Source organism: Paenibacillus guangzhouensis (genome assembly GCF_009363075.1).
Lineage (GTDB): Bacteria > Bacillota > Bacilli > Paenibacillales > Paenibacillaceae > Paenibacillus_K > Paenibacillus_K guangzhouensis.
The window spans coordinates 4,625,519-4,638,211 of record NZ_CP045293.1 but is presented as its reverse complement, the minus strand read 5'-3'; the positions used below and the strand labels follow the sequence as shown (position 1 = coordinate 4,638,211).

At 50.6% G+C, this 12,693-nt stretch carries 11 protein-coding genes; all 11 read left to right on the top strand.

Annotation, left to right across the window (positions count from 1 at the left end):
• Positions 1–27: 27 nt before the first annotated feature.
• The 11 genes from GCU39_RS20790 to GCU39_RS20740 all read left to right on the top strand — a co-directional run bounded on the left by GCU39_RS20790 (position 28) and on the right by GCU39_RS20740 (position 12,485).
• On the top strand, positions 28–1,512 hold the full coding sequence (locus GCU39_RS20790; RefSeq protein ID WP_152395270.1) for an ABC transporter substrate-binding protein: 1,485 nt from the start codon (positions 28–30) through the stop codon (positions 1,510–1,512).
• A gap of 200 nt (positions 1,513–1,712) precedes the next feature.
• Positions 1,713–2,039, top strand: coding sequence for an antibiotic biosynthesis monooxygenase family protein (locus GCU39_RS20785; RefSeq protein WP_152395269.1), 327 nt, complete (start codon positions 1,713–1,715; stop codon positions 2,037–2,039).
• A 73-nt stretch (positions 2,040–2,112) separates the two neighbouring features.
• Entirely contained in the window at positions 2,113–3,762 is a 1,650-nt protein-coding gene (locus GCU39_RS20780; RefSeq protein WP_152395268.1) for a helix-turn-helix domain-containing protein, read from the top strand.
• Between the two features lie 122 nt (positions 3,763–3,884).
• Positions 3,885–4,880 carry an ABC transporter substrate-binding protein gene (locus GCU39_RS20775; protein ID WP_152395267.1) on the top strand — a complete coding sequence of 332 codons (996 nt, stop codon included), beginning with the start codon at positions 3,885–3,887 and terminating at the stop codon, positions 4,878–4,880.
• Between the two features lie 23 nt (positions 4,881–4,903).
• Positions 4,904–5,914: a FecCD family ABC transporter permease gene (locus GCU39_RS20770; protein ID WP_152395266.1), complete on the top strand. Its 1,011-nt coding sequence runs from the start codon at positions 4,904–4,906 to the stop codon at positions 5,912–5,914.
• The gene (locus GCU39_RS20765) at positions 5,907–6,929 is read left to right on the top strand and encodes a FecCD family ABC transporter permease (RefSeq protein ID WP_152395265.1); all 1,023 of its coding nucleotides are present in this window, start codon (positions 5,907–5,909) and stop codon (positions 6,927–6,929) included. Before GCU39_RS20770 ends, GCU39_RS20765 begins: the two co-directional genes overlap by 8 nt.
• Positions 6,930–6,940: 11 nt before the next feature.
• A complete protein-coding gene (locus GCU39_RS20760) occupies positions 6,941–7,705 on the top strand; it encodes an alpha/beta hydrolase (protein ID WP_152395264.1) in 765 nt (254 codons plus the stop codon).
• A 53-nt stretch (positions 7,706–7,758) separates the two neighbouring features.
• Positions 7,759–8,583, top strand: coding sequence for an alpha/beta hydrolase (locus GCU39_RS20755; protein ID WP_152397356.1), 825 nt, complete (start codon positions 7,759–7,761; stop codon positions 8,581–8,583).
• A gap of 176 nt (positions 8,584–8,759) precedes the next feature.
• Positions 8,760–10,403 (top strand): sensor histidine kinase, encoded by a 1,644-nt coding sequence (locus GCU39_RS20750; protein ID WP_152395263.1) that lies wholly within the window; start codon positions 8,760–8,762, stop codon positions 10,401–10,403.
• Positions 10,400–11,131: a LytR/AlgR family response regulator transcription factor gene (locus GCU39_RS20745; RefSeq protein WP_152395262.1), complete on the top strand. Its 732-nt coding sequence runs from the start codon at positions 10,400–10,402 to the stop codon at positions 11,129–11,131. Before GCU39_RS20750 ends, GCU39_RS20745 begins: the two co-directional genes overlap by 4 nt.
• Positions 11,132–11,249: 118 nt before the next feature.
• Positions 11,250–12,485 carry an L-lactate MFS transporter gene (locus tag GCU39_RS20740; RefSeq protein WP_152395261.1) on the top strand — a complete coding sequence of 412 codons (1,236 nt, stop codon included), beginning with the start codon at positions 11,250–11,252 and terminating at the stop codon, positions 12,483–12,485.
• Positions 12,486–12,693: the final 208 nt, after the last annotated feature.

The window sequence follows — 12,693 nt, the reverse complement described above, 5'->3', positions numbered from 1 at the left end:
TTTCATACAGAAGGGGATTGAAACAACATGACCAAAGCAAAGAAATTGCTGCTCACGACATTTTGTCTGTTGATGCTGACATCTATCGTCTTGGCTGGGTGTGGAAGTAAGAATAAGGACCAAGTTGAAAGCGCTGACAAGGGTACAGCTGAGCAGCCGGTAGAGCTTCTCTGGTACACGATTGGTGCGCCGCAGAAGGACCTTAACAAAGTCATGGAGAAAGTGAGCGAATATACGAAAGAGAAAATCGGCGTCACGATCAAAATGAAAATGTTCGACTTCGGTGATTACAACCAGAAGATGGGCGTCATCGCAGCAACCGGCGAACCTTATGATATTGCGTTTACATCTTCTTGGGCATTCGATTATGTGACGAACGCGAAGAAAGGCTTGTTCTATCCAATGGATGATCTCATTGAGAAATATGGACAAGACATGAAGAAGGCGATTCACCCATCCTTCCTCGCAGGCGCTAAAATTGATGGACAGACGTTCGCTATTCCGGTGAACAAAGAGCTGCCGGCGCAGAAAGTATTCCGCTTCAACAAGCAGTATGTCGACAAGTACAAGCTGGACATTAACAGCGTAAAAACGTTGCAAGATCTGGAGCCGCTGCTTGCGAAAGTGAAAGAAGGAGAGAAAGGATTGTATCCGCTTTCCGGTGATAAGAACTTCAAATTCGGTCTGTACTATGACCTAATCAACGAGAACTTGCCGCTTGGCGTATCGCTGAATGATAATGGCGACCTCAAAATCGTGAACATTCTGGAACAACCAGAGACGATGAGAGATTTCACAACGATGCATGAGTACTACCAAAAAGGTTACTTGAAGCAAGACGTGGCTTCGGCAGCGAATGGCGATGAGATGAAGACGGGCAAATGGTTCGTTGATATGCCGGATACACAGCCGTTCGCAGACAATCTGTGGAGCCAATCCTTAGGTTATCCAGTTGTATCGGTCCCTTACACAGAAGCTTACGTGTATAACTGGTCCGTTCTTGGTTCGATGCATGCGATTTCCGCGTCGTCCAAATATCCTGAGAAAGCAATGCAATTCTTGAACTTGCTGAACACAGACAAATACCTTCGTAACCTCGTGAACAACGGAATCGAAGGCGAGCACTACAAACGTATCGATGACCAGACGGTTGAATATTTGCCAGCAAAAACAGAACGTTATGACATGCCGACATTTACGCTTGGTAACTTCTTTATCCTTGATAAAATGCCTACAGATCCAAAAGACAAGTGGGAGAAATTCGCTGAATTCAACAACTCGGCCAAAAACGCGCCATTGCTTGGTTTCTCCTTCAATCCGGACAGCGTGAAGACTGAAATCGCAGCGCTTCAGAACGTGAAGGAAGAATTCTATCCTTCCCTATTCACAGGATCGGTTGATCCGAAGGTCTATGTGCCAAAAGCGATTGAGAAATTCAAAGCTGCAGGCCTCGACAAAGTACAAGCTGAAATGCAAGCACAACTCGATGCATGGAAAGCGAACAAGAAATAATTATTTGTTGAGATTATAAAAAGGTTCCATCAAAAGTGGGTATTTCGTCCTCGAGGTAGAGGGTGGAGTGCCCGCTTTTTCGTTGTGCTCTAGAGGGTACTGTTGTCATCCGCTACCAAAAAGAAATTGACAGTGATAATCATTATCAATAGAATGTGAGTATACATACACGTTATAAAAGACCATGGGAGGTAATCGAAATGTTCATCGAGACGAAGACGATTGTCGTGAAAGAAGGCTTCTCGGACCAAATTGTTCAACGGTTTACCGGAGAAGGCATTATTGAGAAGTCGGAAGGGTTCATCGATTTGAGTGTGCTCGTGAAGCGTACACGCCGCGGCAACGACGAAGAAGTGATCGTGCTCATTCGCTGGGAATCGGAAGAAGCTTGGAAGAAATGGGAGACGAGCGAAGCGCATATCGAAGGGCATCGCCAGTCCAGAGGGAAGCCGCAGCCTGAGTATCTAGTTAGTCGATCGCATGCGACATACGATGTGAAATCCTCGAAGAGCGGCGTATCCATATAGTGTTGGCTAAGGTGAAGCTATCGTCCCATGAGCGGGGCTGATAGCTTTTTTGAATGGAGAAAGGTGTGATCCTGTGACTCGAAGTGAGCAGCAACCAGATAAAATGAACTTGAATGAAGGGAGTGCGATGGCAGGGCTCATGTTCCGCCTGCGTGATGCAGCTTGTCTGCAAGGAGGGGCGCTGAGCATTCCCCCGCAGTTGACGCAGTCGTATGTATTGATCTATATCCGGCAGGGGCAAGGAAGCGTGACGATTGGAGAGACAATGCACCGGATGCAGTCGCATGCGATTTATTTCTGTCCGGCAGACGATACGTTTAGTGTGGATTCGGACGAAGGGATCGATACGGAGCTCTATTTATTCCGAATGGATATATATCAAGAGCAAGGGGGATTTAAGCGTCGGTTGTATCCTCTTCGGGGAGAGTTACAACTATGCAAAGGCGAGGCAGCTACTCTGCCTTCGGATACGCTCGTTCCTCTGTGCGAGTCCGTGCTGCACTATCACGAGAGCCAGGATCCACTCGAGAGATTTCGAAGCCAATTTACATTTGAGCAGCTGCTCTATCATGTGATGCAATGCTACCGGATGAAGCAGCAGCCTTCCGGTTCCACTTTGGAGCAAGTCCGTATGCATATGGAGCGCCATCTGGATCAGAGCATGACCATCGAACAGCTTGCACGCAGGATGGATTTAAGCCCCAAATATTTCGGCGACGTCTTCAAGAAGCATTATGGAATGAGCCCCATGGACTACCTAACGGAGCTGCGCATGAATCGGGCGAAGCTATTGATGGCGAAGCCTAATTTGAAGCTGCGGGATATAGCTCACCAAGTTGGTTACCAGGATGAATTCTATTTCAGCCGTAAATTCAAAAAAGAGATTGGCGTGGCACCCACCGTCTATATGAAGCGGAGACATCGAAGAGTTGCTGCTTATAGTCTCAATATGATCGGGCTGTTGCTGCCGCTTCAGATCATCCCTTTTGCAGCGCCGCTTCATCCCAAGTGGACGTCCCATTATTATCGAACCTATCATGCAGACATCCCGGTTCATCTTCGTGCTTATCGGCAGCATGATGCGTCCTCCTCGAAAATTCAGGAGCTGCAAGCGCATCGTCCGGAGCTGATCCTATGTCCTTCGGAAGTATCCGAGGAGGAGAAGTTGCAGCTCGAACAGATAGCTACCGTCTATTACATTCCTGCGCAAGGACTGTCTTGGCGCGAGCAGCTTATGCTAACGGCGGAGCTGTTGGGCGAGACGGAAGAGGCCGAGGTCTGGCTGAAGAAATATGAGAGACAAGCCGTTCGTGCAAGAGAACAACTGCATGCGATTGTACAGGAGGGGACCTGTCTTGTCATTCGAATAACACGGAATGCGATCTATGCCTATAGCAATCGCGCGATTGCGGAGGTGTTCTACGGCGATTTGCAGATGAAACCGTTATCGATTTATTCAGAAGCGCTCTATGAGGAACGATTGACACTCGATGCATTGTCCAATCTGGACGTGGATCATCTCTTCGTGCTCGTACAGCAGGAGGAAGAGACCTTGCAGCATTGGGAGACGATGCAGTACGATCCACGCTGGCAGGAGATGAAGTCCGTGCGCTTGCATCATTTCTACCGTCTGAATTCTGACCCTTGGCGGCATTACACTGCGGATGCAATGGAACGTGTCGTGAAGGAGACGCTGCACTTGGTATCAGGAAATCGTCCATGAGAAATGCCGGATTTTGTCCATTGTCCGAGGGTACACCTCTCCCTATAATTAAGAATGAGAATCGTTATCAATTATAATGATGCGATCCAAGATGAACTCGAATAGGGAGATGGAGAAAGAACATGAAGAAGTTATTAATGATCAGTATGATCGCAATTCTCGCAGCAGCTCTTGCTGCATGCGGTTCGAAGGCAGATACAGCAGCGCTAAAGGCAGAGACAACGGAATCGACAGCGACGGCGGCATCGTCTGAGCCAGCAGAGAATAAGGCAGAGGGTGATACGCGCGTCATTCAATATTTGGGACAAGATTACACGGTACCAGCCAAAGTGGAGCGCATCGCAATCACGGGCAGTGTGGAGTCTATGGAAGATGCATTGGTATTAAACGTGGAACCAGTCGGTGCGATGACGCAGGGCGGGAAGTTCGCGGACCTATTCCAATCGATCACCAGCAAGAGCGAATCCACAGGCGAGAAAATTCAATTGAACTTCGAGAGTATCCTGAAAATGAAGCCGGACGTCATCTTAAGCTCCTCGAAATTCAAACCGGAAGTCGGCGAGAAGCTGAGCAAAATCGCGCCGACCTTCCCGATATCCCACTTGTCGGAGAACTGGGATGCGAACCTTCGGTTGCTCGCGGAATTAACCGGTAAACAGGATGAGGCGGAGAAAATCCTGAAGCAATATCAAGATGAGCTCGAAACGACGAAAGGCAAAATTCAATCTACGTTGAAAGATAAGAAAGTCGTTGCCCTTCGTGTTCGGGCAGGCAACTTGATGCTCTACTCGGATAAAGTATTCTTCAATCCGCTGCTGTACACGGACCTTGGATTTACCGTGCCGGCAGAAGTGAAAGCGGCGAAAGGGCAAGAGAATCTTTCCCTTGAGAAATTGAGTGAGATGAACCCGGATTATGTCATCCTTCAATATTCCGAATCCGAGAACAAGGCTACGCCTGCAGTGATGAAGGATATCGAGGGCAACCCGATCTGGAAGAACTTGAAAGCTGTGAAGGACAACCAGGTATTTGTTAACCTCATCGACCCGGATGCACAAGGTGGAACAGCATGGAGCAAGATCAACTTCTTGAAGGCGCTGGCTGAGAAGTTGAACTAATCACAATGAAGTGAGTGGTATGTATGCGACGAGTTAAAGGAATAGGGAGCTTGCTCCTATGGGGCTCCCCCCTCATCATGGTCGGCATTGTGATCGCATCGATTCTATTTGGCGCAAAGAACTTGCCCATGAGCACGGTGTGGGATGCACTCTTTCATTTTGACCCCGAGAACGTCGATCATCAGATCGTGATCCACTCACGACTGCCAAGAGCCATCGGAGCGCTCCTGATCGGAGCGTTCTTGGCTGTGTCCGGGGCATTGATGCAAGGGATGACACGCAATTATCTTGCTTCGCCATCGATCATGGGGGTCTCAGACGGATCGGCCTTCGCCATTACGATCTGCATGGTGTTCATGCCGGGGAGCAGTTCAGCGCTGGAGATGGTCTTCTTCTCGCTAATCGGCTCGGTGATCGGCGTAGTGGCTGTCTTCAGCCTAGCAACGCTGGTGCCTGGCGGCATGTCGCCTGTGAATATGGCGGTCATTGGTCTGATAACCGGGACATTCCTAAGCGGTGTGTCGGCGGGACTTGCTTCATATTTTCAGATCTCACAGGATGTGAGCTTCTGGTATAACGCCCGAATGCATCTCATGACGCCAGAGCTTGTGAAGGTCGCGATCCCGTTCGGTATTGTCGGCTTAGTTCTGGCACTGGCAATCTCGAAGTCGGTGACGGTGTTATCGCTGGGGGAAGATATCTCGAAGGGGCTCGGACAACGCACGGTGCTGGTCAAAGTCATTGCGACGCTAGCTGTCGTTATTCTGACTGGTATCTCCGTTGCGCTCGCGGGGAAGATCGCGTTCGTAGGACTCATCGTCCCGCATATCACGCGATTCCTTGTCGGTATTGATTATCGACGGATCGTCCCGGCTGCCGGCGTCCTTGGGGCGATGTTCCTCGGACTATCCGATGTGCTCAGCCGGTTCTTGAATTATCCGTTCGAGACGCCGATTGGCGTCGTTACTTCACTCATCGGCGTACCGTTCTTCCTCTACTTAATACGTAAACGAGGGGGCGGCACACATGCTTAAATCTGGAATGACGCGATTCGGGTTCGTTCTATTGATGGGCGTTCTTTTGACGCTGGCTGCGGTATATGTGAGCTTGACCAACGGCGCATTCGACATGACGCTTGCGGAAGTCGGGAAGACCCTGCTGCGGATCAACCCGGATCCATCGCATGATCTGGTTATCTTCGAATTCCGATTGCCGCGGATCGTCATCGCGATGCTGGTCGGCTTCGGACTTGGTGTTGTTGGTGCGGTGGTGCAAGGATTAATGCGTAACGGACTGGCAGATCCAGGGATTCTGGGGATCAATGCGGGCGCGGGGGCAGCTATTGTTGTCTTTATGTTCTTCATCCAAGGCAGTATTCAAGGCACGGGGTGGTTCGCGATCATGGCGAAGCCGTTATTCGGCCTTGCAGGCGGACTAGGGGCAGCCGTCCTCATCTACCTGTTCGCTTGGAATCGCGGGAAGCTGGATCCGCAGCGGCTTATTCTAGTGGGCATTGCGATCGGATCGGGTTTTGGGGCGGTTTCCTTATATTTATCGCTTAAAATGAAGCCGAATGACTTCGAGATGGCGACCGTCTGGTTAACGGGAAGCATTTGGGATGCCAATTGGACCTATATTGCCGCTATGCTGCCTTGGCTAATTATTCTTCTTCCGATCATGATGTGGAAGGCCCATCTGCTCGATCTGTTCCAGCTCGAGGAGAACAGCGTGAAGAGCCTTGGGGTTGCGACAGAGAAAGAGAAAAGCATCCTATTGCTCTGCTGTATTGGGGTTGTTAGCGCCTGTGTATCGGTATCCGGTAACATCAGCTTCGTCGGATTGATCGCGCCGCACATTACGAGACGGCTGGTCGGCATACGTCATCGCTATGTGCTGCCGATCAGCGGCGTGATGGGGATGCTGCTCGTCGTGGCTTCCGATTTCATCTCGAAAACGGTATTTCAGCCGGTGGAGCTGCCGGTCGGCATCGTGATCTCGATTGTGGGCGTCCCTTACTTCATTTATCTGCTTCGTCGGGGGCGGAAATAGGAGGACAAGTGATGAACGGACAATTATGTGTACATGAATTAGAGCAGCGCGAGCTGCTCATTTATTTGCCGCCTAGTTATGCTCGGAAAATGGTCAAGAGCTACCCCGTCATCTATATCCATGATCGGGGTGATTTGTTCGACCCGTCCCACCATCATACGCTATCGGAGATTGAGGCGATGTTTGCGGACCGGAGGCTCCCCGAGCTCATCATGGTCGGCATCGCGTCGGCTGCACGAACCGATGAGTATACGCCATGGGCCGCAGCCAGGTTGTCAGATCAACGGACAACTTCAGACTTCGGCGGTCAAGGGGATGCGTATCTCTCCTTCATAGTCGATCGATGCAAACCCTATATCGATCGAACGTTTCGGACAGATGCCGGATCGGAGATGACGGGACTGCTCGGCAAATCGCTTGGCGGGCTGATCTCGATGTATGGCGCATACCGATACCCTGATGTATTCGGAAGAATCGGCTCGATCTCCGGATCGTATTGGTATGAGGGATTCGTAGAATTTGCAGCGTCGCAGCCGATGGCGCGATGTGAAGGCAGGCGGCGGATCTATATGGACGTAGGAAGCTTGGAAGGCCAGGGCAAACAGACGGCTCAACGCGAGATGCTGAGCCGGACAGAGGTCATGCATGCCAAGCTGCAAGCGAACGGCTTCGGAACGGAAGAGCTTGTGCTCATCATGGATGAGGGTGCGACGCACGAAGCGGGAGCGTTCGCGCGGAGATTCCCTGGTGCGCTTGCATGGTTATATCGCGAGTAGAACATGAAGGAGGTGCATGTCGGTTGCAAAGTTCAGAAGAACAGACGGCATCGATGACGATGTCGATGCCAAGGGTAGCACTGCCGAGAACGTGGCAGCAGTTCATTCGGTCCGAGCATACGGATCGCGAATATCAGATTATGGTCGCGATCCCTCACAGCCCGCCGCCGGAAGCGGGGTATCCCGTCACCTATGTGCTCGATGGCAATTCCGTGTTCGGCACGATGATGGAAGCAGTGCGGCTGCAGAGCCGCAGACCGGAGAAGACCGGCGTGCTGCCGCAGGTCATCGTCGGGATCGGCTATCGGACGGAGGAGCCGTTCGACCCGGCCCGGATGGTCGATTACTCGCTCCCGATCCCGCGCGAAGAATTGCCTTCACCGCCAGGGCGAGAGTCGTGGCCGGAATATGGCGGGGCAGATCGGTTCCTCCGTGTCATAGAGGAGGAAGTAAAGCCGCTAATATCGCAGCATGTGCAGATCGATCGGACGAAGCAGAGTTTGTTCGGACATTCGCTAGGCGGGCTCTTCGTCTTGCATACGCTGTTCACGAAGCCAAAGGCTTTTCAGACCTATATTGCTGGCAGTCCGTCGATTCATTTCGGTCGTCAGCTGCTGCGTGAGGAAGAAGCAGAATTCGTGCAGCGTTTGCATTCGGGTGCGGGACAACAGGCAGAAGAGGCACGGTTAATGATTGCGATGGGAGAACTTGAAGAACGACATCCTAGCCGGATGTATGAATTAGCCGAAGCGATGGCAATTCGATTAGCTCCATTAGAAGGCCAAGGGCTCAAGGTAGAGTTCCGCGTCTTTGCGGAGGAGAACCATACATCAGTGCTTCCGGTACTGATTAGCCGAGCATTGCGCTTCTCGAGTTGAACGCAGCGAGACGGTAGAATAGAAGAGAAGGCCAACCTGTGAGAATGGGGTGGCCTTTTTTGTCGTCGATTGGGGCCGTTTCCTGTAAATGAAATTTTACTCATGTGGTACACTATACAAATGTTCATCAGGACTAGACAACAAGACCATTGCAGGAAGTGAGGTGAATAAGGACGATGCTGTTGCAATTATTTGAACGTGCGGCCTTATTGCTCATTATTTTATTTTTCATGATTCGAATCTCCAGTGTGAGACATGTACTGCAGAAGGACACGCAATCCCCGCGCGAGTATGCCGTGATTACGCTGGTCTTCTGTTTGTTTGCGATTTTCGGGACGTATTCCGGGATTGATGTGGAAGGCTCCCTCGTGAATGTTCGTATCATTGTCATCATGTCCGGGGGGATTCTGTTCGGCCCATGGGTAGGGATTATCGTCGGGTTCGTATCTGGAATTCATCGGTATCTCATTGATATTGGCGGTGTGACCTCCATTCCTTGCCTCATTACGAGTATTATTGCCGGATTCGTCGCGAGCTATATTCATCTGCAGGTGTCCAAGCAATGGCGCTGGCTCGCAGGAATTATCGCCGGAATGATCTGTGAAGCGCTGACGATGCTGCTCATCATTCTTTATGCGAATCCGCCTGAGCTAGGGCTGGATATTGCATCGAAGATCGCACTTCCGATGATCGTGGGACAAGTCAATGTTGGACTTATGATTCTCTTAATTCAGAGTGTTGAATCCGAGAAAGAGAATATCGCCGCCCGTCAGGCCAAGCTGGCACTCGATATCGCGAACAAGACGCTGCCGTATTTTCGCTCGGTGAATCCGGAGTCACTCCATACGATTTGCGGGATCATTCGTGAAGATATTCAAGCAGATGCCGTGGCCATCACGGATTTGCGAAATGTACTTGCGTATGTAGGGTTCGGCGAAGACCGTTATTCTATTCATCATGAGATCATGACGGACCTGACGAAGGAAGTGATCCGAACCGGGGAGTTCAAGATGAGCAACCATGCGATTCATGAGACGATGCCGGGTATACAATCACTGTTGATCATACCTCTAAAAGAGCGTGATGAAGTGACAGGGACGTTGAAAATCTACTATCGCAAGGCTTACAAAATTACGTACTCGCTGCAGACGATGGCGGTTGGTCTCTCGCAGATTATCTCGACGTTAATGGAGGTATCCCGCGTAGGCGAGATGAAGGAGATGGCGAACAAGGCGGAGTTGAAGGCGCTCCAGACGACAATACAACCGCATTTTTTGTTTAATGCGCTTAATGCTATAGGTTCCTCTATTCGAACGAAACCCGACCGGGCGAGGGAACTCATCGTGAATCTGTCTGGGTATATGCGATACAACTTGGAGCTGACGGACGAGCAGATCGATATTCATAAGGAGCTGGAGCAGGTGCGGAATTACGTCGAAATCGAGAAGGCACGGTTCGGCAATCGGCTGACGGTTGATTATGATGTCGACGAAGTCGTGGTTCAGATTCCGAGTCTCGTCATCCAACCGCTGGTAGAGAATGCGATCATCCACGGTATACTGAAGGATAAGGGGCCGGGAACGGTGACCATTTCGGTCAAGGATCTCGGAACGGCGGTTCGGATTGGCGTGCAGGATACCGGCGTCGGAATTGATGAAGCCGTCATCGAGAATGTGATGGAAGAGCGCATTGCCGCACATCATATTGGGTTATTTAATGTGCATCGAAGGGTTCGGCTGCTCTATGGGCATGGATTGACGATACGGCGGCTTGCGAAGGGGACCGATATATTTTTTGACATACCCAAGGAGGCATCATGAGAGCGATCATCGTAGAAGACGAAGAGCTGGCTAGGGAAGAACTAGAATATTTAATTACAGAGCACAGCCAGATCGACATTGTGGGACAGTTCGACGACGGACTCGACGTCTTGAAGTACCTGCAGGAGCACGAGGTGGATGCAATCTTCCTCGACATTAATATCCCATCCCTAGATGGGATGCTGCTCGCGAACAATATTAGCAAATTCGCACGCAAACCGTTCATTGTCTTCACGACGGCGTACAAAGAGCATGCGGCGCAGGCTTTCGAATTGGAAGCCTTCGATTATATTCTGAAGCCTTACGATGAACGGCGGATCGCGGCCATGCTGCAGAAGCTGGAGGCGGCATATACGAGAAGCGGTGAGACAACTGGATCGCGTCCGGCGGTGGCGCCTAGCAAGCGCATCAACCTGCTGAAGAACGACAACATTATCGTGACGGACTCCGGGGAGATTTATTATGCGGAAGCACAGGAGAAGGTGACGCAGGTCTATACGAAGAGCGGGCAATACACGATGCCGATGAGCATCTCGGAGTTCCATGCGATGCTGCCGCAGGATCAGTTTTTTCGCAGCCACCGATCTTTTACCGTAAATCTGAAGCAAATTCATGAGATCGTCCCGTGGTTCAACAATACGTACCTGCTGCGCCTGCGCGATTGCGAGAAGGAAATTCCGGTCAGCCGCAGCAAAGTGAAGGAATTCAGGCAGCTCATGCACCTCTAAATGCAGTTCATTCCGATTTAACGTCATTTCATGCAGATTCCCGCTATGGTTGCGCTTTCTCTTGTACAATGAAGCCATCAACAAGAACACAAGTACAGCATGAAAGCGGGGAATCGTGATGCAATCACCAAAGGTTAATCGTTGGCTGATCGTATTAGGTACAATTATCGTTCAGATGGGACTAGGAACGATCTATACATGGAGTCTGTTCAACCAACCGTTAGAGGAGAAATTCGGCTGGGGGCTTAGTTCCATTTCGATGACGTTCTCGATAACGAGCTTCGCACTCGCCTTCGCCACCTTGTTCGCCGGCAAAATCCAAGAACGGATCGGCCTTCGGCGCCTCATTCTTTTTTCAGGAATCGTGTTAGGGCTTGGATTGATGGTGAGCTCGATGGCTTCATCGCTCTGGATGATCTATCTGTTCATGGGCGTCGTGGTAGGCTTCGCTGACGGTACGGCCTATATTACGTCGCTATCGAATTTAATCAAGTGGTTCCCGAATCATAAAGGGCTCGTGTCCGGGATTTCGGTCGGGGCGTTTGGGACAGGCAGCTTGCTCTTCAAATATGTTAATGCGAGCTTGATTCCATCCGTGGGCGTATCGCAGACGTTCTTATACTGGGGCGTGATTGCGATGGTGATGATTGCAGCCGGTTCCTTCCTGCTTCGTGAAGCTGTTGTAGTGACGGATGCTGCACAGCAGAATGCGAAGAAAACAATGCAGCGCGACTATACTGTTCGGGAAATGCTGCGTACCAAAGAAGCGTATCTCCTGTTCGTTATCTTCTTCACGGCTTGTATGAGTGGCTTGTATTTGATCGGAATTGTAAAAGACATCGGCGTGAAGCTGGCAGGGCTCGACGTGGCTACGGCTGCCAATGCCGTCGCGATGGTCGCGATCTTCAATACGATGGGCCGGATCATCCTTGGCGCATTGTCAGACCGGGTCGGACGGATGAAAGTGGTCACAGGAGCGATCTTCGCGACAGCCGTATCCGTTCTTGTATTAAACTACGTTCAATTAAACGAACTTATCTTCTTCGCTTGCGTGTCCGTGATCGCTTTCTGCTTCGGCGGCAACATTACAGTGTTCCCCGCGATTGTGGCTGATTTCTTCGGATTGAAGAATCAGAGCAAGAACTACGGCATCATCTATCAAGGCTTCGGACTTGGCGCGTTAACGGGTTCGTTCCTGTCGGCGCTGCTCGGCGGATTCCATGTTACGTTCGTCGTCATTGCCGCATTGAGTGCCGTATCGCTGCTGATCGCGATGTTCATTACGCCTCCGGGCGAGGGACGGTTACGGAAGAAAGAGAAGGCTGTTGTGCTGCGGCAGCGGCAGGCCAGTTAATCGTAGCAATATATAACGAAATACCCTCTCGCTCCTTGAAGGATGAGAGGGTGTTTTTAATGCTTCCAGAAGAGTGAAGATATTATCACCATAATGATGATTGATGAGATAAAAAGCAGAGGTAGGATGCGTATAAGCGTTGTACAGATCCCGACTAGCGTGAGTTTTGATGATGTGAAGTATACAGATTAATAACATGTAAATATAT

What these genes read in the sequence shown, in the direction of transcription:
- GCU39_RS20785 (WP_152395269.1), top strand. Translation starts at nt 1,713, where the DNA reads ATGTTCATCGAGACGAAGACGATTGTCGTGAAAGAAGGCTTCTCGGAC.
- GCU39_RS20770 (WP_152395266.1), top strand. Translation starts at nt 4,904, where the DNA reads ATGCGACGAGTTAAAGGAATAGGGAGCTTGCTCCTATGGGGCTCCCCC.
- GCU39_RS20745 (WP_152395262.1), top strand. Translation starts at nt 10,400, where the DNA reads ATGAGAGCGATCATCGTAGAAGACGAAGAGCTGGCTAGGGAAGAACTA.
- GCU39_RS20790 (WP_152395270.1), top strand. Translation starts at nt 28, where the DNA reads ATGACCAAAGCAAAGAAATTGCTGCTCACGACATTTTGTCTGTTGATG.
- GCU39_RS20765 (WP_152395265.1), top strand. Translation starts at nt 5,907, where the DNA reads ATGCTTAAATCTGGAATGACGCGATTCGGGTTCGTTCTATTGATGGGC.
- GCU39_RS20775 (WP_152395267.1), top strand. Translation starts at nt 3,885, where the DNA reads ATGAAGAAGTTATTAATGATCAGTATGATCGCAATTCTCGCAGCAGCT.
- GCU39_RS20760 (WP_152395264.1), top strand. Translation starts at nt 6,941, where the DNA reads ATGAACGGACAATTATGTGTACATGAATTAGAGCAGCGCGAGCTGCTC.
- GCU39_RS20740 (WP_152395261.1), top strand. Translation starts at nt 11,250, where the DNA reads ATGCAATCACCAAAGGTTAATCGTTGGCTGATCGTATTAGGTACAATT.
- GCU39_RS20750 (WP_152395263.1), top strand. Translation starts at nt 8,760, where the DNA reads ATGCTGTTGCAATTATTTGAACGTGCGGCCTTATTGCTCATTATTTTA.
- GCU39_RS20755 (WP_152397356.1), top strand. Translation starts at nt 7,759, where the DNA reads ATGACGATGTCGATGCCAAGGGTAGCACTGCCGAGAACGTGGCAGCAG.